Below are 21,614 nucleotides of genomic sequence, written 5' to 3'. Positions count from 1 at the left end.
CTTATTTATTCGCCTCTTTTTTTTCGTAATTTATAATATCACCAAAATCACAATTCAAAGATTGACAAATTTTTTCCAAAATCCTCATAGATACTAGTTCACCTTTACTCATTTTTGCAAGGGTACTACTGCTAATACCAATCATTTTAACTAAATCCATTTTTTTCATATTTTTATCAATTAATAATTTCCATAATCCATTATAAGAAACAGCCATATTTTACCTCTCTACATTTTTACATGGTCATTAGTAAGTATTCAAGCATTACTGCCTTTATACAACTATACTCAATTATGGATATTATACTATATAATTATACTTTTTTTCAAATAACTATTTTGATTATTCAAAACTAATTTTTAAAATTAGAAATCTTTCTTTTCAATTAAGTCCATGAGCATTATGTCTTAATAAACGATTATTAATCCTAAAGCTGTCTTTCTTTCCTACATAACTGGATGCTTTTTTTCTCTTGTAAGTTATTTCTTCCATGGTTGGCTCATCCATCCTTACATCTAAATACTATTCAGCTTCATTAAAAAAGAATACCTGGTTAGCATTTAACTGTTCACTTGTTTTACCAAAAATCTTCTTGTTTTTATTGATAATTTAATTTTTTAAAAAATCCAGTTGTTTTTTAGTTCCATAATTTTCTTATCCCTAGATTCAATCTCTTTTTCCATGACAAAATTTATCTCCCGTATTTTTTCATCTCTATAATACCACTTTGCAACTAAAATAGAGCATTGAAACTAAAATTAACTACTAATTTAAAGTTTCAATACTCTATAATTCTTATAATATAAATACCTCTAAACCCTTATTATATAAGGCTTTTCAAGCACTCTTACAACTATTTATTTTACTTTGAACTTGGTCTTGGATGTTTTACCTGAGCCTGTGCTGCTGCTAATCTTGCTACAGGAACCCTAAAAGGGGAACAAGATACATAATCCAGTCCTACATTATGAAAAAACTCTACAGAAGAAGGATCTCCTCCATGTTCTCCACATATTCCAAGATGTATATCCGGCCTTGTTTTCTTACCTAACTCCACAGACATTTCAACCAGTTTTCCCACTCCAATTTGATCTAACTTTTCAAAAGGATCAAATTCATACACTTTCTTTTCATAATAATCATTTAAGAATTTACCTGCATCATCTCTGGAAAATCCAAAAGTCATTTGGGTTAAATCATTGGTTCCAAAAGAGAAGAATTCTGCTTCTTTTGCTATTTCATCTGCTGTAAGGGCGGCTCTTGGAATTTCTATCATAGTTCCCACCTTATACTTTAAATCTAATTTCTCCTTTTGTATTATTTCATCTGCTACTTTTACAACTATGTCTTTTACATATTTTAATTCTTTTATCTCTCCTACAAGAGGTATCATTATCTCCGGTACTATATTATAGCCTTTTCTTTTCTTAACATCTATAGCAGCTTCAATAATAGCCCTAGTTTGCATCTCCGCTATTTCAGGATAGGAAACAGTTAATCTACAACCTCTATGACCCATCATAGGATTAAATTCATGTAATGAATCTATAGTGTCTTTTAATTCCTGAAAATTTATCCCCATATCCTTTGCTAAATTTTTTATATCATCAGTTTCAGTAGGCAAAAATTCATGTAATGGAGGATCTAAAAATCTAATTGTCACAGGTTTATCTTCCATGGCTTCATATATTCCTATAAAATCTCCTTTTTGTCTTGGAAGCAGTTTACTTAATGCCTTTCTTCTCTGTTCTTCTGTTTTTGACACTATCATTTCTCTTACTTCTGCTATTCTATCTTCATCAAAAAACATATGCTCTGTCCTGCAAAGCCCTATTCCTTCAGCTCCAAATTCGATGGCCTGTTTTGCATCCCTTGGTGTATCTGCATTTGTCCTAACCTTTAAATATCTTATGTTATCTGCCCATTCCATAAAAATTTCAAAATGTCCAGATATCTCTGGTGATACTGTTTTTATTGATTCTCCATATACATTTCCGGTACTCCCATCTAATGATATGTAGTCTCCTTCTTTATAAACTTTATTGGAACTTCGCAGACTTTTGGTATTTTCATCTATGATTAAGCCACCGCATCCAGCTACACAACAGATTCCCATACCTCTGGCTACAACAGCAGCATGAGATGTCATTCCTCCTCTTATGGTAAGTATTCCTTCTGAAGCTGCCATTCCTTCTATATCCTCTGGAGATGTTTCAAGTCTTACAAGTATTACTTTCTCACCTTCATCGTGGTGTCTTTTGGCATCTTCTGCAGTAAAATATATTTTGCCGCAAGCAGCTCCTGGAGATGCCGGAAGCCCTTTAGCTATCACAGTTGCTTTTTTCAACTCTTCACTGTTAAAATTAGGGTGAAGCAAAGTATCCAATTGTCTAGGCTCCACTTTAAGTATTGCTTCCTCTTTGGTAATAAGCCCTTCTTCCACCATATCCACTGCTATCTTAAGAGCAGATTGAGCCGTTCTTTTTCCGTTTCTAGTCTGGAGGAAATACAAAGTACCCTGTTCTATGGTAAACTCCATATCTTGCATATCTTTATAGTGATTTTCTAATTTTTGAGCTATATTCATAAACTGTGAATAACACTCTGGAAGATCCTCTTTAAGCTTAGTTATAGGCTCTGGTGTCCTTATACCTGCAACTACATCTTCTCCCTGTGCATTTATAAGGTATTCTCCAAATATAGACTTTTCTCCTGTAGCAGGATTTCTGGTAAAAGCAACTCCTGTACCTGAAGTTTCCCCCATATTTCCAAACACCATGGATTGAACATTCACTGCTGTTCCCCATTTACCTGAAATATCATTAAGCCTTCTATAAACTACAGCTCTTGGATTTTCCCAAGAATCAAAAACAGCTGTAACAGATTGAATTAACTGATGCTTGGGTTCTTGAGGGAAATCCTTTCCTATTTCACTTCTGTAGACTTCTTTAAACTTTTTAATTATGTTAATTAAATCAGATGAATTTAAATCCTTATCAAATTCAACTCCTTTTGCATCTTTGGCACTTTCTAGTATATCCTCAAATTTCCTCTTTTCAATGCCTTTAACTACATCGGAAAACATTTGAATAAACCTTCTATAAGAATCATAGGCAAATCTTTCATTGCCAGTCAATTTAGCCAGTCCTTTTACAGTATCATCATTTAACCCCAGATTTAATATAGTATCCATCATTCCAGGCATAGAAACTCTGGCTCCTGATCTTACTGAAACTAGAAGTGGATTTTCCACACTTCCAAATTTTTTGCCTGTAGTTTCTTCTATGCCTTTCAATGAAGAATAAATTTGTTCTATAATACCAGGTGATATTTCCTTTCCATCTTCATAATATTTAATACATGCTTCTGTAGATATAGTAAATCCAGCGGGAACAGGTATTCCTAAATTTGTCATTTCAGCCAGATTGGCTCCTTTTCCTCCCAACAAATTTTTCATACTAGCATTTCCTTCATTAAAGAGATACACATACTTTTTATTTTGCATAGGACACATTCTCCTTTACTTACAAGATTTTACACATATTTTTTATAAATATGAGCAGATAATTAAACTGCTCATTAACTCTATTTATTTTCCCCTATTTTTACAAAAAGTCTTGTTATATTGGTCTTTGAAACTTTTCCTATAATTTTAAGAATTTCATTATTTGATTCATCATAGGCTCTCTCTACCACTGGAAGGCTATCAACTTCATGTTCCATTATCTTCTGAGCTGCCAGGTATGCAGCATCTTCTTTTTCTACGAACACAATATTAGGCATTCTAGTCATTATTATGCCCACTGGTATTTTATGCATATCATTGCTTCCTATGGCTATCTTTAAGAAATCCTTTCTTGAAACAGCTCCTATAAGAATTCCATTGTTCTCTATGAACAAAGTTCCTACATCATTTAAAAACAAATATACTATGGCATCATATACAGTAGTATTTTCATCTAACATTACAGGTTTTGACATTATATCCTTCACCTTTACATTCATAATATAGTCAGATATCAAACTATATGAAGGTTTTTTAGAATATATATATCCTACCTTAGGTTTCGCCTCTAATATTCCCGTCATAGTAAGTATAGCTAAATCCGGTCTAAGTGCCGCTCTTGTAACATTTAATTTATTTGCAAGCTGTTCACTAGTTATAGGTGCATGTTCTTTTACTAACTCTATTATTTTCTCTTGCCTTGATGATAGTTTAATGATGTCCACCCTCTCTCTCTATAGTAAATTAAGTAATTGTGCAAACATTTACTAAGAGGAATTTAGTATAAGTTCCCGAGCTTATTATACCATATATATGTGGGTGAATAGTATATGATTTCATTCTTTACTGAAAATTGTCATTACGATTAAAATTATTACTATCCATATTTACACAAACAATAGCCTTTAATACAGTTGTTTTTCATTATATATCATAATGATATTTACTCTTTGTGTTCCTCATTATTCCCGCCATACTCTTTTTCTTCCTCATCTATATCATCATCTATATCATCGAATTTTACGGTATATTTATACGTGTTCTTATCCTCTTCTTTTTCTTTATTTGAAAATTTATCCTTAACTGAAGAGGCCGCATCATATACCTTGTCTTTCATATCATTTACTGTATTTTTAACTCCAGTTTTTATTATCTTGTTTACTATCTCTACTGTTCCATCATCTCTGGTTATTTCTATAGTTACTTTAGTAATTACTGCAGTTAATATACCTATAGCTATAAGAGGCGGCCATATAAGAGCCGTCAAAGTTGCAGCAATACCTGCATTTACAGGAATATCCACCACCACTCTGTCATCTTTTTTTATTTTTATCCTGTTTACATTTCCTTTATTCACTAAATCTTTTATCCACTGCAAAAATTCATCTTTTGTTGTGTATAAATTGTCCTTATAGGATTTTTTATTCTGTTCTATATATATAAGTGCATCAACTACATTGGCATCACAAAATTCTAATGCCTCCTTTGCCTCGGAGTAGGTTACTCCAGTTCTTTCTCTTATAATATCAATTTTTTCTAATGTTACTTCACTCATATTTTTCTCTCCTTTTTTACACTTTATTCTTTTCAAAATTTGTAAGATTTCTTAAAATGTCTAAACTTTTGGGTTTTCTGAAATAATTTTGAGAAATAATAAGCGTCAAGACTTTATATAATTCTTCTTTTACCTCTTTAGTCAAAACAACCTTATACACGTTTTCCATGGAAATACCAGACAGATACTTTAATGCACTACAGGTAGAATAACTTATATGCATACTATTTTTTTTATCACATTCTCTGCAAATTCCTCCTAAATACTGAAGATGCAAATATTCAAAAGATGTTATTTTTTTTCTGCATAGAGCACAATAATCAAAATTAAGTCCATATCCCGTAGCTTTTAAAATTTTCAATTCAAAAGTTCTCGCTAAAGTTTCAATATCCATTGCGTGGCTTCTTATAAGATAAAAAGAAGTAGCCAAATACCTAAAAAGTTCTCTGCTACTCTCCCCATCATCCATCGCTATATCTATAAGTTCACAAAAATACGAAGCATACGTTAAATCATTTAAGTCATTTAATAAATCTTGAAATGAATCTATCAAACTACTTTCATTTATAACATACAAACTTTTTCCTTTATAAACCACATAATCTCCATAACAAAACTGAAGAGTAGTAGAAAATAGCGGACTTCTGCTTTTTTTAGAACCTTTAGCTATAGTAGATATTTTACCAAGTTTTTCAGTAAAAAGCCATACTAACTTATCTGATTCTTTTATATCCTGCGTCTTTATAGTTATAGCTCTAGTTTTAAATATAGCCAGAAAATCATCCCCCACTTTAATTTAGTATATCCCTTATTTAAAAATAAATTTCTATATTAATTTATTTATATCCTAACTCTCTCAGCATTCTGTCACTGTCTCTCCATTCTTTCTTCACCTTAACCCAAACTTCCAGATAAACCTTTGAATCTAAAAATTTTTCAATATCTTCCCTGGCATAAGTGGATATCTTTTTTAACATAGTCCCTTTTTTACCTATTATTATTCCCTTATGAGACTCTTTTTCACAAAGTATAGTTGCTTCTATATTATACAATCCTTTGGAATTTTTTTTCATAGACAGTATATCCACTGCTATGCCGTGAGGTACTTCTTTTGAAAGCAGTCTTAGTGCTTTTTCTCTTATAATTTCACTGACTACAAATTTTTCCTGCCTATCCGTTATCATATCCTCTGGATAATATTGTGGTCCTTCTGGCATATACTTTACCATAAGTTCTATAAGCTCTTCTACATTTTTTTGTTTTAATGCAGATATAGGTATAAGCTCTGCAAAATCAAAAATCTCTGAGTAATTTTTTAAAGTTTGGGCAACTTTTTCCCTGGGATTTTCATCTATTTTATTTACTACAAGAAATACAGGTATATTTTCTTTTTTAAGCTGTTCCAGAATATATGCATCTCCCTTTCCCATTTCCACATCAGGAGTTATTAAAAAAAGTATCAAATCCACATCCTTTAAAGAACTTTCTGCAGTTTTTACCATATAATCTCCAAGCTTGTGTTTAGGTTTATGTATACCTGGTGTATCTACAAAAATCAATTGAAAATCATCCCTGGTTAAAATAGTCTGTATACTATTTCTGGTAGTCTGTGGCTTACAAGACACAATAGATAGTTTTTCTCCCATAATACTGTTTAATAATGTAGATTTTCCTACATTAGGTCTTCCTATGATTGTAATAAATCCCGATTTAATCATACACTTTCTCCCTATTTTCCAAATGTTTTTTTATAAATGCATAGGGTAAAATTTCTTCCAGCTTTTTTACCATATACTCATTTTCATTTTTTACTATTATAATTTTCATATCTTCTCCTGCAAACTCAGAAATAACCTGTCTGCATATACCACAGGGATAGGTATATTCTTTATCTGATCCTGCTATTGCAATAGCTTTTAAGTTCCTATGTCCTTCTGAAACAGCCTTAAATATGGCGGTTCTCTCTGCACAGTTAGTGGCACCATAGGAGACATTTTCTATATTGCAGCCTGTATATATATTTCCATCCTCTGTCATCACAGCCGCTCCTACTCTAAATTTTGAATAAGGAGCATAGGCAAGTTTTTTCGCATTCACAGCTTTAGAAATCAACTTCTTATAATCCATATTATCCCCCCTGAAAGTATAAGCTTTCCCATTAAATAAACTTTTCTATCCAAATATTCTAAAAAGAAAAGCTGTTATCAAAGTCCCGAATATTCCTCCATAAACCACCTCCACTACAGAGTGTGCTTCCGAATCTACCCTACTCTGTGCCACTATAAAAGCTAAAAGATAACTTAAGACAACTACCGCTAACTGTCCCGTAATTAAAGCTATAGTAGTAGCTATGGAAAAAGCTAGAGCACTATGCCCACTTGGCATACCTCCTTTAAGTGGAGTTCCTTCTCCAAAGAGAGCCTTTACCCCTATAGTGGCTATACATACAACCATTAATATTATAAATATGGTATAGGGACTTGTACTTCTAACTTTCTTGATAACTATAAAATTTATATATTCTAATTTATCTCCAAATACTATAAATCCTACAGCTATAGCATTTATAGCAGTAATAAGTACCGCTCCTGCCGCTACATTCTTTGAAATTTTAGCTAATGGATGATAATAGTTAGTGGTTGCATCTATTGCAAATTCTACTGCGGTATTAAAGAGTTCAGCCATAATAACCATGCTTATAGTTATTATTACAGCTAGTATTTCTGCCCTGCTTAGGTCATAAAAAAAACATATAATCAACACTAAAAGAGCTACTGTCATGTGGATTCTCATATTCCTCTGAGTTCTAACAGAATATATTATCCCCTCGATAGCATAGTTAAAACTGTCCAATAACTTTTTTACCTTCATGACTCTCCTCATTTTATTAAATTAGAATTTACATGGTACCATATAATCACAATTTAAATTTCTCTAAAATATATTTTTCTCTTTGTCTCATGATTTTCTTGTCACCTGTATCTATATGATCATACCCTAAAAGGTGGAGAACGGAATGTACTATTAAATAGCAAGTTTCCCTGAAAAATGAATGCTCAAATTCCCTGCTTTGCTCTTCACATTTTTCAAGAGATATAACAATATCTCCAAGAACTAAATTTCCATCATCCATATCATATTCAGCAAATTTATGCTCCAAATAAACTTCCTTAAATACCTGGTGTTCTGGATAATCCAGCATGGGAAAAGATAAGACATCAGTTATTTTATCTATATTTCTATTTTCTCTATTTATGTTTTTAATATTCTCATTATCTACAAATACAACACTTATTTCACAGGGAACATTTACCTTTTCATCCTTTAAAACACATTCTATGCTGCTTGTAACAATATTTTGAAGTTCATCTGTGACTTCTATTTTATCCTGTCTATTATCTAAAAAAATCATTTTTTTCCTCCCTGTTTCAGTACATTAAGTTCTTGTAATTGTGCTACATGTTTTTTTGAGAACTTATCTTCTGGATATTCTATTCTGTGGTGATATATGCCAATTAAAACTGTTAAAAATGCTTTCTTTATTTTGCTCATATCCCTTAATGTAAGATCACAGTCATCAAGCTGTCCTTCGTTCAATCTATCTCTAAATATATTATCTATCATTTGCGTAATTTTAAATTCATCAGGTTCGTTTATGGATCTTACTGCTGCCTCAACGCCGTCGGCTAACATTATTATACCTGATTCCTTTGTTCTAGGAATAGGCCCTGAATACTTAAAATCATCTTCATTTATGCTCTCATATTCTTCACTTGAATTTTTCATAGTTAAATAAAAATACTTAACAATGGATGTACCATGATGTTCTTCTATAATATCCTTTATTATCTTAGGTAATTTATACTCTTTTGCCATCTCAGAACCATCTTTTACGTGAGATATTATTATTAAGGTACTCAAATTAGGTGTTAACTTATCATGGGGGTTGTCCTTGCCCAATTGATTTTCTTTGAAAAAATATGGTCTCTTTATTTTTCCTATATCATGATAATAGGCTGCTACTCTGGCCAAAAGTGAGTTACCCCCTACTTCTTCTGCAGCTACTTCTGCCAAATTTCCCACCATTATACTGTGATGATAAGTTCCCGGAGCCTCCATAAGCAACCTTTTTAAAAGTGGTGCATTAGGGTTTGAAAGTTCTAGAAGTTTTATAGTAGTTACTATATCAAACGCACTTTCAAATAATGGTAAAAATCCTATAACTAAAATTCCAGAGACTATACTCGCACTTCCAGTATATATACTTCTCTGTACTACATCTAATATGTTGCTGCTGACCAAAAATCCCATAGAAAAAGTAAGTGTGACATTTATAATAAACACATACAAGGAAGCTATTAATATATCATTTCTCTGCTGCATTTTCTTAAGTATAATGGATCCTACCACTGAATTTACAATAGCTAATATGGTTATATCCAAATTAAAACCCGATGCCACATTTATCAATACACAATTTAGCACACCTAATGTTAATGATATTCTATGGTTAACCAAAAGTGCCATTATCATAGGTATAAAAGTAATAGGCACTAAAAATGGAGAAATCATTCCTACAATTCTGGACAATAGTATAGCTGTACAATTTAATATATTTATCATCACAATCAGTTTTACATCCTGAAAAACTTTTTCATGATATTTATAGATATACATCCACTGTAATAATAATATCAATATTATAAGTATCGCTAGTGATAAATATATATGCCATTGAAAATAAGGGCTATTATTTAAAAGACCCAAATCCTTCAATATCTGTATTTGATGTTCTGTTACCGGCTCCCCTTCTTTTACTACGGTCTGATCCTTCTTTATCATAACAGGAGAAACTTTTTTTTCAGCTTCTTTTCTTAATTCTTCGGTTTTTTCTTTATCATAAAAAAAATTAGGTGAAATTTGAGAATATGCTATATTAGTTGCAAGAGTTCTCAGATCCTTAGATAGGTCAGAAGTAGTTACCTTTAACAATATATTTTCCTGAGCTTTTTTAATGTCATCTTGATTATCATTCTGAGTATTATCGCTTATGTTACTATTATCATATATATCACCTAATATTCTCTGGAGGAAATCCTGAAGTTTTTTCATGTCATCTTTTTCAAGCGTTATTACATCCCTATAAGTATCCTCTGTTATATTCATATTATATTCACTTTTTAATTTTTCTAACTTATCCTTCTCTGCAATTTGCGAATCTTTCAATTGACTTGCTTTAGTAAAAAAACCATTTAGATTATTTAATATATTTGTTTTCACTTCAGGATTCTTGTTATATTGAATAGGTACAGAATCAATAGCTTGCTGCAGCTTGGCATTTGTGGATACTTCATCTTTTACTTCCCTTGGAGCTTTTATATCAACCTTTGGAATATCCCCTACCTTCAGGCTATATCTTTTTGCGGTAAGTCCCGTGGCAAGTAAAAGATAAATAAATATAAAGCTTATTACAAAAACAATTATTTTATTAATATTTTTACCTAAAAAAAATCTTTTCAATGATAATTTCTTCAATGAAAATCACCCTTTGTTTTCTATTTTATATCTTCATACTGGTTTTCTTTATCTATGTTCTCAATTTTATCCTGAACTGCTATATTTTCCTCTGCTATAACCTGAACCTTAACTTTACAGGAATCTCCTTGTTCATAAGTAACTACTTTATCTAAAATATTTATAGATTTATTTAAATCAGAACATATATTCTTATATAACTTATTGCCCGTATCTTTTACTATTTTTTCTATATCCTTTTTTATGGGAACTTCTTTAACCTCAAAATAAGTCTCCTCTGTGAATATAAATTTACTTTCCTCTATTTTATCATACTTATTAAATTTGTTATCATTTTTTTTAAAATATAGTTTTTTTCCTCCCAAACTGATATAATAATTTTTTATCTTTTTCCCTGTTCTTTTTTTTTCTACACTATTTACACTTACCGTTTCCGTATCTTCATATAGAGTTCTACATATAACATACCCTCCTGCAGCAACACTATATGCGGAAGCTTCCTGACCCTGTTCTCCTTTTACAAGTATCTGTCCTTTTTTCACATCATCTCCTACTTTTACAACTGGAGTACCAAGTGTAGTATATATTCTTAATACCTTGCCATCCTTATTGGCTATTAAATTACAGAAACCCTCTTCTTTAATTATGTTAGGAGGGGACTTTCTTTCTATAGTTCTCACAGCTAATTTGGAACCTTCTATTCTTACCTTTGCCCACATTATATTATCATTGTTTTTCATAAGTTCTTTCTCTATTTTATACATATTTATTTTGCTTTTATTCACTCCAGGTTTTATACCATAATTTTTTAATTGCTGTCTTATTATATAAGGCGGAAGGCCCTTATCAGAAGTAATTTCTATACTCCATATAAATGTAGATAAATAATATATTATTCCTATAAATAAAATCATTCCTACTGCTAATGTTACTCTCTTTTTAAGTTTAATAATTAAAAATAAGATTCCTCTCCTTTTAATTATTTTTATTTTAGTTCCCGTTTTCTGAGCTATATCTTTTATATTATAATAATCCTTTAAGTCTATTTCCATAGTCATAGTGGTAATACTTTTCTTTTTTATATTTTTTATATAAATATTATTTTTCCACATAAGGTTAATAAATTTTTCAGGTATTAGAGACTGTATCTCGATTAAAATAATTCCTTTTCTATAGTGTGCTATATTAAATTTATTAATTTCCCTCATAAACTATAGAATTAAACCTCCCTCCTATAGTTATAGTGCTTCCTCCCATAAAAAGCACTTCAAATTTACTACCATATATAGATATTAAGCCTACACCAGAGTTAATTTTTATTTGATTTTCATCAAATAACACAATACCCCTATGATTTTCTATTACTATTTCATTTTTTCCCGTAATTTTAATCTGAGGCATGTTTAAAATTATATCTCTTGGCAAATCCAATTTATCTGCAATATTTCGTTTTGTATTATACATTTTGTCTCCCATAGTATCACCTCTAAAAATTTATCTATGTTAAATACATAGCCTTTACTAATTTATGAAACATATTTATAATAAATTCCTTAAAGGTTAAACTACATTTTAGGAGCACATAAATAAAAAAGCTGAGATAACTCCCAGCTTCTTATATTTATTTAAATATTTTTTACTATTTGACTCCTAAGCCTACCACTTTATATTATAGCTATAGTTCTTAAGTACAACAATTGTCATAATATTTTTATCTTTTATGCTTTCTGCACCCACCCTGTCAACTGCTTTCCCAAAACACGGAAAGTTTTTCCCTACTTAACTGCTGAGGAAGGTAATTCAACAAAATCCCTATTTCAGATCTCATCTTACGGATCAAATCCCATTTTTTGCCTTTTCGGAACTCAAATATAGATTGGAATTTTTGATTTAACAAAATAACCCATTTAGCTATACTTGCAGCATTTAATTTAAACTTACCTATTAATTTAAAATTATATTTCCGGCACTTTTGCTTAAGGGACATATTGTTTAATACCCTCTTTCAAAAAACTCTACTTAAACTTTCTCTTTCTTGCAGCTTCTGATTTTTTCTTTCTTTTTACACTTGGTTTTTCATAATGCTCTCTTTTTCTAACTTCTGAAAGAACACCAGCTCTAGCGCATTTTCTCTTAAATCTTCTCAATGCACTCTCTATAGTTTCATTTTCTCCAACTTTTATTTCTGACATATTATATCCCTCCCTCCGCTAGCTCAATTTAATTTTAAAAATTAAATACAGTTAACACGGGTCAAATAGCACATAGCCATTATACAATAAATCTTTAGACACTGTCAACAATTTCATGGCGGATTATACTAAACATGATTGTACTCCATTAGCCTGGAGGCCATTTTAGAGTTCTTCCTCCTAACATGTGAAAATGAACATGTGACACTGTCTGTCCTCCTTCTTTTCCACAGTTTGTTACAATTCTATATCCTTTATCTGCTATACCTAATTTAAATGCAATTTGTTTTGCAATTAAGTATATGTAAGCGATAAGCTTAGTATCCTCTTCATTGATGTCATTTATACTATCTATATGCTTCTTAGGTATTATAAGTACATGTACTGGTGCACCTGGCTCTATATCTTTAAAACATAACACCTTATCATCTTCATACACTTTTTCAGAAGGTATTTCTCCTTTTATTATCTTACAAAAAATACAATCTTCCATAAATTTCACCTCCTTTAACTGTATAATTTCAATAATTTATAATGAATATCCTTCTAAAATCACATGAAATTTTTAATCTCTCCTAAAATATATCCTTCTTTTACACTTTTAAGGTTTGTATTTAAAATTCTACCTTCTAAATTTCCCCCATCTGTAGATTCTGCAATTACCTTTATATAATTTGGCGTATAACCTTCATAATATACCTTATCTCCTGAAACTTTCTGCTCATATAACACATCCATATTATAGCCTAAAAATCTGTTCATAAACTGATTTTCCAGTACCTCATTTAACTTCATAATCTTATTACTTCTCTCATCTTTTATTTTCCCCTCTATTTGCCCCTCCATATTTGCAGCTTTAGTACCTTCTCTCCTGCTGTATTTAAACACATGAATTTTAGAAAGCTTTATTTTATGTAAAAAATTACAGGTTTTTAAAAATTCTTCTTCTGTTTCACCAGGAAAACCAACTATAATATCGGTAGTTATAGATACATTTTTTATACTATCCCTCAGTTTACAAACTATTTTTTCATACTCTGCAGTAGTATATTTTCTATTCATCCTCTTTAAAGTAGAATCACATCCACTTTGAAGGGAAAGATGAAAGTGAGGACATAATTTTGTCAGCTTTGCCACTCTATTTATAATATCTTCTGTGAAAAATTTAGGATCTATGGATCCTATTCTAACCCTATCAATACCTTTTATCTCATCTATTTCTTCCAGTATATTAATAAGGTTCCAATTTCCACTCATATCCGTACCATAAGAAGCAATATGTATCCCCGAAAGTATTATTTCCTTAAAATTATTAGCTTGAAGTTTTTTTACTTCTTCTATAATTTTATCAGGTTCTTTACTACACACAGGTCCTCTTACAAAAGGTATAAGACAATAGGAACAAAATCTGTTACACCCATCTTGGATTTTTAAAAACGCCCTTGTTCTATGTTGATATTCTCTTATATTTAAATCCTCAAACACTTTATTTTTTAATACATTATTTACTTTTATTATCTTTTTTTCATCCTTAAAGGCTTTATTTACAAAATAAAGTATGTCTCCCTTATTTTTAGTTCCTAAAACCACATCTACTCCCTCTATTTTAGATACTTTTTCTGGTGCAATTTGTGAATAACAACCCACTACAGCAATTACAGCACTGGAATTTTTCCTTTTAGCACGGTGTATCATCTGCCTTGATTTTTTATCTCCCATATTTGTTACTGTACATGTATTTATCACATAAACATCTGCATATTCTTCAAAATTTACAAGTTCATACTCTTTTTCAATAAATTTTTCAGCCATAGCTTCAGTTTCATATTGATTTACTCTGCAGCCGAGAGTTGCTATAGCTACTCTTTTTTTTCTGCCATATAGATAAAAAAATTCACCGCCTGAAAGTGTTAAATCTACTCTATTTGTGTTAATTGGTTCCACTTAACAAAAACCTCCTAAATCTCCCAATTCATACATAAGAAGTGTCATACATACAAATCCCGCAGTTTCTGTTCTAAGTATTCTAGGGCCAAGAGTTACTATTTTAGAATTAATACTTTTAAGTTCTTCTATTTCTTCTTCTTCAAATCCTCCCTCTGGACCAATTACAATGGCTATTTCCCCTATAGAATCTGTATATTCTATAGAATCTATTGCTTTTTTTATCCCAACAGACTTTTCCATTTCATAAGGGACTATAATTAAATCCATATGGGACAAATAATTTAAAAGTTCCTCAAAATAAATAGGAGACTTTACAGTAGGTATTATACTTCTTTTACATTGTTTGCAAGCCTCCAGTGCAATTTTATTCCATCTGTCTACTCTTTTAGATTCTTTAAAATCGCCTTTTACCACTACTCTATTGGTAATTATAGGGGTCACTTCCCATATTCCAAGTTCAGTAGCTTTTTGTACAATCAGATCCATTTTAGTAGATTTTGGCATACCTTGAAACAAATATACTTTAACAGGACTCTCGTTATATAATTTAAGTTCTTCTACAATATTTACCGTAACCTTATCTTTTTCTATGCTATCTATTATTCCTAAAAATTCTTTCCCATAGCAGTTATTTATGTTTACCTTATCTCCTTCTTTCAGCCTAAGTACCTTATGTATATGTTTTAAGTCATCCCCCTTAATGTATGCTGTATTAAAACTTATATTCTCTTCTGACACAAAAAATTTATTCATGGTAAATCACCTTTTTTATCCATAAAAATCACTTCATGGTTGACACTATACATACCCATTCACCATCTTTATTTATTTCCTTTATAAAAAATCCATTATTCCTAAGATTTTCAGCCACTTCTTCTTTTCTGTCTATTATTATACCTGAACATATAAAAACTCCTTGTGGAGCCAAAAACTTTTTAACTTCTTCTGTAAGAGAAAGGATAACATCTGCAATTATATTTATAACTATAATATCCGTCTTTCCATGAACATCTTCCATAAGATTTCCTTGAAATACCTCTATATTTTTTATGTTATTATAACTTATATTTTTTAAGGCAGATTCCACAGCTACAGGATCTAAGTCCACTGCAGTAACTTTCTTTGCTCCGAGTTTGGAGGCAGTTATAGCTAATATTCCAGAACCCGTTCCTATATCAAGCACATTTGAGTGAGGTTTAACATACTTTTCCAAGGCCTTTATACACATTCTCGTAGTCTCATGAGTACCGGTACCAAAGGCCATACCCGGATCAATTTCCACCACTATATCCTGAGCTTTATTTTCATACTCTTCCCAAATAGGCTTTATTACTATTTTTTCTCCAGCTCTATAGGGCTTATAGTACTTTTTCCATCCATTTTCCCAGTCCTCTTCATTTACTCTATTCGCTACAACCAAGCCTTTTCCTTTATCTATTCCCAAATCTTCTAAATTATTTACACTCTCTTTTATATATTCTAAATAACTAGAAAAACTTTCACTTTCTCTGTAATAGGCTTTAATCACTGCTCCTTCTTCAACTTTCAACAGACTCTCATCAAAATAATCCCAGTCTCCAGGATGTTTTTTCTTAAATTCTATATCTTTTGTATCTTCTATGGATATACCTTCAACTTCTGTATTGTATAATATTCCAGAAACGGCCTCTACTGCTTCGCTGCTTACAACTATGGAAACTTCTATCCATTCCTTATTCATATATTGCTCCCTTCTACACAAGTAAGTATACTAGCAGCATCAACACCGAAAACTGTCAGTATACTTACTTATTATAACTTTAAAATCCTATTTGGAATCATTTTTAAATAATTTATCAATAAATGATTTTCTTTCTCCATCTCTTGGCTGAATTTCTCCACTAGCTTCCATAAACATCATAAGGGCTTCTTTTTGTTTTTGATTTAAATTTTTAGGTACATCTACAATTACATTGACGTATTGATCTCCCCTACCTCTTCCATCAACTTTAGGAACTCCTTTTCCCTTCAATCTAAATACAGTTCCTGGCTGAGTTCCAGGAGGAATGTCATATTTAACATCTCCATCTATGGATGGAACCTTTAAACTAGTTCCAAGTGCCGCTTTTCCAAAGCTAATATGTGTATCTAAGTAAATATCGAATCCCTTTCTTTTAAATTTACTATGGGGAGAAACTCGTAAATTTATATAAAGATCTCCTGAAGGACCTCCATTTTTACCATGTTCCCCTTGTCCTCTTAAAGGTATTATATTACCTGTATCCACTCCTGCAGGAACTTTTACTTTTATCTTTCTATGCTTTCTTACTGTACCCTTGCCACTGCATTCTTCACATGGATTTTTTATTATGGTACCCTTGCCCCCGCATTTATCACAGGTAGTCATAGTAACAAAATTTCCAAGAGGGGTACTTCTTTGATTTCTAACCTGTCCTGTACCATTACACTTGTTACAGGTATGAGGATGGCTTCCTTTTTTTGCCCCTGTACCACCACAAGCCTCACATCTTTCATTTCTGGTCACAGGTACCTCTTTTTCCACACCAAAAACTGCTTCCTCAAAGGTTAAACTTAATGTATATTCAAGATCAGAACCTCTTTCCGGTCCATTTTTTCTTCTTCCAGAAGAAAATCCACCTCCAAAGAAAGAGTCAAATATATCTCCAAATCCCCCCAGATCTGAAAAATCAAATCCTCCAAATCCTCCTTGAAATCCTCCACCATTATTGAAATCAGTGGTACCAAACTGATCATATTGAGCTTTTTTCTGTGGATCTGTAAGTACTTGATATGCCTCATTTATTTCTTTAAATCTCTCTTCTGCTTTCTTATCATTTGGATTTCTATCTGGGTGGTATTTTAATGCTAATTTTCTAAAAGCCTTTTTTATATCCTGATCACTGGCTGCCTTATCCAGTCCCAGAATTTCATAATAATCTTTTTTTGCCATTTTTGTGTTTTTCACCACCTAAAACAAAAGTATAAATTACAATCTCTACTTAAATTAAGGGAAGAGCTAAAAACTCATCCCTTAACTATTACTATTATACACATCTATTATATAATCGTGAAGAGAAATATTATTTATCATCGTCTACTTTGTAGTCTGCATCAACTACATTATCATCTTTGGTATCTGTATTCCCTGTGGTTCCTCCTCCTGGATTCGCCCCTCCATCTGCTCCCTGCTGGGCATTTTGACTATATATTTTTGAGGAGATTCCATAGAAAGTCTGTGTTAGATCTTCCGTAGCTTTTTTAATCGCTTCAAGATCATCTCCATCTTTGACTTTCTTAACAGCTTCAGCCTTTTCTTCTATAGTTTTTTTATCTTCACTTGAAACTTTATCTCCTAAGTCTTTTAAAGTCTTTTCTGTCTGATATACTACCTGATCTGCATTATTTTTTATCTCTATAGATTCTTTTCTCTTCTTGTCTTGCTCTTCAAATTTTTCAGCTTCCTTTACAGCCTTATCTATTTCATCATTACTTAAATTAGTAGAAGCCGTAATTGTAATATTAGCTTCCTTTCCAGTTCCTTTATCTTTTGCAGATACATTTACTATACCATTTGCATCTATATCAAAAGTAACTTCAATTTGAGGTACTCCTCTTGGAGCTGGAGCTATACCTGAGAGAGTGAATCTTCCAAGGGTCTTATTATCTGCAGCCATTTGTCTTTCTCCTTGAACTACATGAATTTCCACTGAAGTCTGGCCATCTGCCGCAGTTGAAAATACCTGACTCTTTTTAGTAGGTATTGTAGTATTTCTTTCAATTAAAGGAGTAGCAACTCCTCCTAAAGTTTCAATTCCAAGAGTAAGCGGAGTTACATCAAGAAGTAATACATCTTTTACATCTCCAGTTAAAACTCCCGCCTGGATAGCTGCTCCCATAGCTACACACTCATCAGGATTAACCCCTTTAGATGGTTCTTTACCTGTAAAACTTTTAACCGCCTCTTGAACAGCCGGTATTCTTGTAGACCCACCTACCAATATAATTTTATTTATGTCATTTATTGTAAGTCCTGCATCATTTAATGCCTTTTTCATAGGTTCTATTGTTCTGTCAACCAGATCCTGTGTAAGCTCATTGAACTTTGCCCTTGTTAAACTCATATCTATATGCTTTGGTCCTGTGGCATCTGCTGTAATAAATGGCAAGTTTATGTTGGTCTGAGTTGAAGATGATAATTCAATTTTAGCTTTTTCTGCAGCTTCCTTCAATCTCTGAAGTGCCATTTTATCATTCTTTAAATCTATTCCATTGTCAGCTTTAAAAGTATCTGCTATATAGTCTATTATCTTCTTATCGAAATCATCTCCCCCCAAATGAGTATCTCCATTTGTGGCTTTAACTTCAAATACACCATCTCCAAGTTCTAATATGGATACATCAAAGGTACCTCCTCCTAAGTCATATACAAATATTTTCTGGTTGGTATCCATTTTATCCATTCCATAGGCAAGAGCTGCAGCTGTAGGTTCATTTATTATTCTAAGCACTTCAAGTCCTGCAATTTTTCCTGCATCTTTAGTTGCCTGTCTCTGACTATCATTAAAATATGCAGGTACTGTTATAACCGCCTGGGTAACAGTTTCTCCTAAATAAGCCTCTGCATCTGCTTTTATTTTCTGAAGTACCATGGCTGATATTTCCTGTGGTGTATATTGTTTTCCATCTATATCAACTTTATGATTTGTTCCCATTTCCCTCTTTATTGAGATTATGGTTTTATCAGGATTTGTTATGGATTGTCTTTTAGCAACCTGCCCTACCAATCTCTCTCCATTTGCCTGAAAAGACACTACAGAGGGAGTCGTTCTTGCACCTTCTGAATTTGCTATTACTACCGGATCCCCACCTTCCATAACCGCAACGCAAGAATTTGTTGTTCCTAAATCAATACCTATTACTTTTGACATGTTAATCTACCTCCTAATTTTATCAGTTGAAATTTGTCCTGTATACATCTTATTTATATAATTTAGCTTTACATGTTAAAAATTCAATTTGCCACTTTAACCATACTATACCTTATTACTTTATCTTCCCTTTTATATCCTTTTTGAAACACCTCTACAATAGAATTTTTGCCATATTTATCATCTTCTATATGCATAACTGCATTATGAATATTAGGATCAAACTCTCCTTCCGTAGAAATCTCCTCTACATTTAATTTCTCAAATGCAGTCTTAAATTGCCTTATTGTCATCTCTACACCTTTCTTCAAGTCATCTATATCCCCTTCTACTTCTACAGCTCTTTCAAGATTATCCAGAACGGGCAATAGTTCTTTTAATATGTCTTTACAGGCACCAGAATAAATAGCCTCTTTCTCCTTAGCTGTCCTTTTTCTGAAATTATCATATTCCGCTGCAGTTCTTGACAGCCTATCTTGCAGAGCTTCAAATTGAATATGGATTTTTTCATTTTCAGATTTTAATTTAATATTCTCATTCTTTAATTCCTCTTCTGAATTTTCCTTTGAAACTTCATCTTCTTCTAAATTTTCTGCCTTATCTTCTTCCATTTCTAAATCCACATCTTTATCATTTTCCAAGTTCTCATTATCCTGAAAATCCATATTTTCTTTATCTTTCTCCACATCATTTTGAAAATCTGGTGTATTTTTATCTTCTTCCTTTAACATTTTAAAAACTTCCTCCAATCTAATATTTTATCACTACTTAAACAACTAGTTTACATCACTATGCTAGGCAGTTTAAAACCATATTGGAAATCAAAAAATCAACTACTTTTCCTCTGAATAAGTATGGTTTAATATATAATTCATTTCCTTAACTACATTTTCTAATATTGATATAACTTTTGAATAAGGCATTCTCGTAGGTCCTATTACACCAATTTCCCCTATAGGTCTTCCATTCAAACTATAAACTGAACAGATTACACTGCAATTTTCTGCACCTTCTATATAATTCTCTTCACCTATCTTTACTGAAATATTTGAAGCACTGTTTAATAATCCACTCACCTTGTCTTTATTATCCAGCATAGACAAAAATCCTCTTGCCTTTTCTATGTCCTTATATTCCGGATAGTTAAATATATTAGTAGTACCCTGCATATATATTTGAGAATTATCTACGCTATTTAAACTTTCATATAGGGCAGATATTATATTATTGAATATGTCTTCATAGCCCTTTAAATCTATTCTCAGATCATTTATAACTTTTAAGTTTATCTGTTCTGCAGTTAAATTTTTAAGTCTGGCATTCAATATATTACTCAGTTTGGCAAGAACACTTTCTGAAATAGCCTTACCAACCTTTATCAAATTATTTTTTATAACCCCACTGTCTACTATAATTACTAATAGTATATTTTTACTGGATTCTATATTTATCAGTTGTATATGCCTTATACGTCCCTTTTTAATAGAGGGTGCCTTTACTATGGAAGTAAGCTTTGTCAATTCTGACAAAAGATTAACAGCCTGCTTTATTATCTTATCCACTTCAAATAAAGTTGCATCTATTATCTGGCTCTTTATTATATAAAGTTCCTCAGGAGTTAAATTGGGTATTTGCATTAGTTCATCTACATATAGTCTATAACCCTTATTGGAAGGTATTCTTCCTGAAGAACTATGAAGCTGCTCCAAATACCCCATTTCCTCAAGATCAGACATTTCATTTCGTATAGTAGCCGAACTTACACCTAAATTGTATTTTTTAGCTATGGTTCTAGATCCTACGGGTTCTGCTGTATTTATATAATCATTTACTATGGCTTGAAGTATTCTTATTTTTCTCTCATCTATTTCCATAACATCACCTCTTTATTAGCACTCGTTAGCATTGAGTGCTAATTACCATGATTAAAAAATATCACTCATAATTTTTT

At 31.7% G+C, this 21,614-nt stretch carries 23 protein-coding genes; all 23 read right to left on the bottom strand.

Annotated features, from left to right (window positions below):
• Position 1: 1 nt before the first annotated feature.
• The 23 genes from V7Q02_RS06045 to hrcA all read right to left on the bottom strand — a co-directional run bounded on the left by V7Q02_RS06045 (position 2) and on the right by hrcA (position 21,537).
• Positions 2-217, bottom strand: coding sequence for a helix-turn-helix domain-containing protein (locus tag V7Q02_RS06045; protein WP_333860114.1), 216 nt, complete (start codon positions 215-217; stop codon positions 2-4).
• 165 nt (positions 218-382) lie between these two features.
• On the bottom strand, positions 383-508 hold the full coding sequence (locus V7Q02_RS06040; RefSeq protein WP_333860113.1) for a hypothetical protein: 126 nt from the start codon (positions 506-508) through the stop codon (positions 383-385).
• Between the two features lie 355 nt (positions 509-863).
• Positions 864-3,506, bottom strand: coding sequence for a pyruvate, phosphate dikinase (gene ppdK / locus V7Q02_RS06035; RefSeq protein ID WP_333860112.1), 2,643 nt, complete (start codon positions 3,504-3,506; stop codon positions 864-866).
• An 80-nt stretch (positions 3,507-3,586) separates the two neighbouring features.
• The gene (locus V7Q02_RS06030; protein ID WP_333860111.1) at positions 3,587-4,231 is read right to left on the bottom strand and encodes a helix-turn-helix transcriptional regulator; all 645 of its coding nucleotides are present in this window, start codon (positions 4,229-4,231) and stop codon (positions 3,587-3,589) included.
• Positions 4,232-4,449: 218 nt separating this feature from the next.
• The gene (locus V7Q02_RS06025; protein ID WP_333860110.1) at positions 4,450-5,061 is read right to left on the bottom strand and encodes a DUF4342 domain-containing protein; all 612 of its coding nucleotides are present in this window, start codon (positions 5,059-5,061) and stop codon (positions 4,450-4,452) included.
• Positions 5,062-5,077: 16 nt separating this feature from the next.
• A complete protein-coding gene (gene recO, locus V7Q02_RS06020) occupies positions 5,078-5,851 on the bottom strand; it encodes a DNA repair protein RecO (protein ID WP_333860109.1) in 774 nt (257 codons plus the stop codon).
• Positions 5,852-5,897: 46 nt separating this feature from the next.
• On the bottom strand, positions 5,898-6,779 hold the full coding sequence (gene era, locus V7Q02_RS06015) for a GTPase Era (RefSeq protein ID WP_333860108.1): 882 nt from the start codon (positions 6,777-6,779) through the stop codon (positions 5,898-5,900).
• The gene (locus tag V7Q02_RS06010) at positions 6,772-7,188 is read right to left on the bottom strand and encodes a cytidine deaminase (RefSeq protein WP_333860107.1); all 417 of its coding nucleotides are present in this window, start codon (positions 7,186-7,188) and stop codon (positions 6,772-6,774) included. The genes era and V7Q02_RS06010 overlap by 8 nt, the downstream gene beginning before the upstream one ends.
• A gap of 45 nt (positions 7,189-7,233) precedes the next feature.
• Positions 7,234-7,932 carry a diacylglycerol kinase gene (locus V7Q02_RS06005; RefSeq protein WP_333860106.1) on the bottom strand — a complete coding sequence of 233 codons (699 nt, stop codon included), beginning with the start codon at positions 7,930-7,932 and terminating at the stop codon, positions 7,234-7,236.
• A 46-nt stretch (positions 7,933-7,978) separates the two neighbouring features.
• Positions 7,979-8,473, bottom strand: a complete 495-nt coding sequence (ybeY, locus tag V7Q02_RS06000) for an rRNA maturation RNase YbeY (RefSeq protein WP_333860105.1) — start codon at positions 8,471-8,473, stop codon at positions 7,979-7,981.
• Positions 8,470-10,596: an HD family phosphohydrolase gene (locus tag V7Q02_RS05995; RefSeq protein ID WP_333860104.1), complete on the bottom strand. Its 2,127-nt coding sequence runs from the start codon at positions 10,594-10,596 to the stop codon at positions 8,470-8,472. The genes ybeY and V7Q02_RS05995 overlap by 4 nt, the downstream gene beginning before the upstream one ends.
• 20 nt (positions 10,597-10,616) lie before the next feature.
• A complete protein-coding gene (gene yqfD / locus V7Q02_RS05990) occupies positions 10,617-11,804 on the bottom strand; it encodes a sporulation protein YqfD (RefSeq protein WP_333860103.1) in 1,188 nt (395 codons plus the stop codon).
• Positions 11,791-12,072 (bottom strand): sporulation protein YqfC, encoded by a 282-nt coding sequence (gene yqfC / locus V7Q02_RS05985; protein WP_333860102.1) that lies wholly within the window; start codon positions 12,070-12,072, stop codon positions 11,791-11,793. Before yqfC ends, yqfD begins: the two co-directional genes overlap by 14 nt.
• Positions 12,073-12,337: 265 nt before the next feature.
• The gene (locus V7Q02_RS05980; RefSeq protein WP_333860101.1) at positions 12,338-12,583 is read right to left on the bottom strand and encodes a GatB/YqeY domain-containing protein; all 246 of its coding nucleotides are present in this window, start codon (positions 12,581-12,583) and stop codon (positions 12,338-12,340) included.
• 28 nt (positions 12,584-12,611) lie between these two features.
• Positions 12,612-12,788, bottom strand: a complete 177-nt coding sequence (gene rpsU / locus V7Q02_RS05975) for a 30S ribosomal protein S21 (protein WP_007061146.1) — start codon at positions 12,786-12,788, stop codon at positions 12,612-12,614.
• 148 nt (positions 12,789-12,936) lie between these two features.
• Positions 12,937-13,281 carry a histidine triad nucleotide-binding protein gene (locus tag V7Q02_RS05970; RefSeq protein WP_333860098.1) on the bottom strand — a complete coding sequence of 115 codons (345 nt, stop codon included), beginning with the start codon at positions 13,279-13,281 and terminating at the stop codon, positions 12,937-12,939.
• 59 nt (positions 13,282-13,340) lie between these two features.
• Complete coding sequence (gene mtaB / locus V7Q02_RS05965) at positions 13,341-14,645, bottom strand: tRNA (N(6)-L-threonylcarbamoyladenosine(37)-C(2))-methylthiotransferase MtaB (RefSeq protein ID WP_333860141.1); 1,305 nt, start codon at positions 14,643-14,645, stop codon at positions 13,341-13,343.
• 87 nt (positions 14,646-14,732) lie between these two features.
• Positions 14,733-15,488 carry a 16S rRNA (uracil(1498)-N(3))-methyltransferase gene (locus V7Q02_RS05960; RefSeq protein ID WP_333860096.1) on the bottom strand — a complete coding sequence of 252 codons (756 nt, stop codon included), beginning with the start codon at positions 15,486-15,488 and terminating at the stop codon, positions 14,733-14,735.
• Positions 15,489-15,516: 28 nt separating this feature from the next.
• A complete protein-coding gene (gene prmA, locus V7Q02_RS05955) occupies positions 15,517-16,455 on the bottom strand; it encodes a 50S ribosomal protein L11 methyltransferase (protein ID WP_333860095.1) in 939 nt (312 codons plus the stop codon).
• A gap of 87 nt (positions 16,456-16,542) precedes the next feature.
• Positions 16,543-17,685 (bottom strand): molecular chaperone DnaJ, encoded by a 1,143-nt coding sequence (dnaJ, locus tag V7Q02_RS05950; RefSeq protein WP_333860094.1) that lies wholly within the window; start codon positions 17,683-17,685, stop codon positions 16,543-16,545.
• Positions 17,686-17,815: 130 nt separating this feature from the next.
• Entirely contained in the window at positions 17,816-19,663 is a 1,848-nt protein-coding gene (dnaK, locus tag V7Q02_RS05945; RefSeq protein WP_333860093.1) for a molecular chaperone DnaK, read from the bottom strand.
• Between the two features lie 83 nt (positions 19,664-19,746).
• A complete protein-coding gene (gene grpE, locus V7Q02_RS05940) occupies positions 19,747-20,394 on the bottom strand; it encodes a nucleotide exchange factor GrpE (RefSeq protein ID WP_333860092.1) in 648 nt (215 codons plus the stop codon).
• Between the two features lie 102 nt (positions 20,395-20,496).
• Positions 20,497-21,537, bottom strand: a complete 1,041-nt coding sequence (hrcA, locus tag V7Q02_RS05935; protein ID WP_333860091.1) for a heat-inducible transcriptional repressor HrcA — start codon at positions 21,535-21,537, stop codon at positions 20,497-20,499.
• Positions 21,538-21,614: the final 77 nt, after the last annotated feature.

The sequence above is a fragment of the Clostridium sp. genome (assembly GCF_036781005.1).
Taxonomy (GTDB): Bacteria; Bacillota; Clostridia; order Clostridiales; family Clostridiaceae; genus Clostridium_B.
This window is presented reverse-complemented; position numbering and strand designations above follow the sequence as displayed.

What these genes read in the sequence shown, in the direction of transcription:
- ppdK (WP_333860112.1), bottom strand. Translation starts at nt 3,506, where the DNA reads ATGCAAAATAAAAAGTATGTGTATCTCTTTAATGAAGGAAATGCTAGT.
- grpE (WP_333860092.1), bottom strand. Translation starts at nt 20,394, where the DNA reads ATGTTAAAGGAAGAAGATAAAAATACACCAGATTTTCAAAATGATGTG.
- V7Q02_RS06025 (WP_333860110.1), bottom strand. Translation starts at nt 5,061, where the DNA reads ATGAGTGAAGTAACATTAGAAAAAATTGATATTATAAGAGAAAGAACT.
- yqfC (WP_333860102.1), bottom strand. Translation starts at nt 12,072, where the DNA reads ATGGGAGACAAAATGTATAATACAAAACGAAATATTGCAGATAAATTG.
- era (WP_333860108.1), bottom strand. Translation starts at nt 6,779, where the DNA reads ATGATTAAATCGGGATTTATTACAATCATAGGAAGACCTAATGTAGGA.
- dnaJ (WP_333860094.1), bottom strand. Translation starts at nt 17,685, where the DNA reads ATGGCAAAAAAAGATTATTATGAAATTCTGGGACTGGATAAGGCAGCC.
- V7Q02_RS06045 (WP_333860114.1), bottom strand. Translation starts at nt 217, where the DNA reads ATGGCTGTTTCTTATAATGGATTATGGAAATTATTAATTGATAAAAAT.
- ybeY (WP_333860105.1), bottom strand. Translation starts at nt 8,473, where the DNA reads ATGATTTTTTTAGATAATAGACAGGATAAAATAGAAGTCACAGATGAA.
- V7Q02_RS05970 (WP_333860098.1), bottom strand. Translation starts at nt 13,281, where the DNA reads ATGGAAGATTGTATTTTTTGTAAGATAATAAAAGGAGAAATACCTTCT.
- dnaK (WP_333860093.1), bottom strand. Translation starts at nt 19,663, where the DNA reads ATGTCAAAAGTAATAGGTATTGATTTAGGAACAACAAATTCTTGCGTT.
- V7Q02_RS06040 (WP_333860113.1), bottom strand. Translation starts at nt 508, where the DNA reads ATGGATGAGCCAACCATGGAAGAAATAACTTACAAGAGAAAAAAAGCA.
- V7Q02_RS05980 (WP_333860101.1), bottom strand. Translation starts at nt 12,583, where the DNA reads ATGTCCCTTAAGCAAAAGTGCCGGAAATATAATTTTAAATTAATAGGT.
- hrcA (WP_333860091.1), bottom strand. Translation starts at nt 21,537, where the DNA reads ATGGAAATAGATGAGAGAAAAATAAGAATACTTCAAGCCATAGTAAAT.
- V7Q02_RS05960 (WP_333860096.1), bottom strand. Translation starts at nt 15,488, where the DNA reads ATGAATAAATTTTTTGTGTCAGAAGAGAATATAAGTTTTAATACAGCA.
- rpsU (WP_007061146.1), bottom strand. Translation starts at nt 12,788, where the DNA reads ATGTCAGAAATAAAAGTTGGAGAAAATGAAACTATAGAGAGTGCATTG.
- yqfD (WP_333860103.1), bottom strand. Translation starts at nt 11,804, where the DNA reads ATGAGGGAAATTAATAAATTTAATATAGCACACTATAGAAAAGGAATT.
- V7Q02_RS06010 (WP_333860107.1), bottom strand. Translation starts at nt 7,188, where the DNA reads ATGGATTATAAGAAGTTGATTTCTAAAGCTGTGAATGCGAAAAAACTT.
- prmA (WP_333860095.1), bottom strand. Translation starts at nt 16,455, where the DNA reads ATGAATAAGGAATGGATAGAAGTTTCCATAGTTGTAAGCAGCGAAGCA.
- V7Q02_RS06005 (WP_333860106.1), bottom strand. Translation starts at nt 7,932, where the DNA reads ATGAAGGTAAAAAAGTTATTGGACAGTTTTAACTATGCTATCGAGGGG.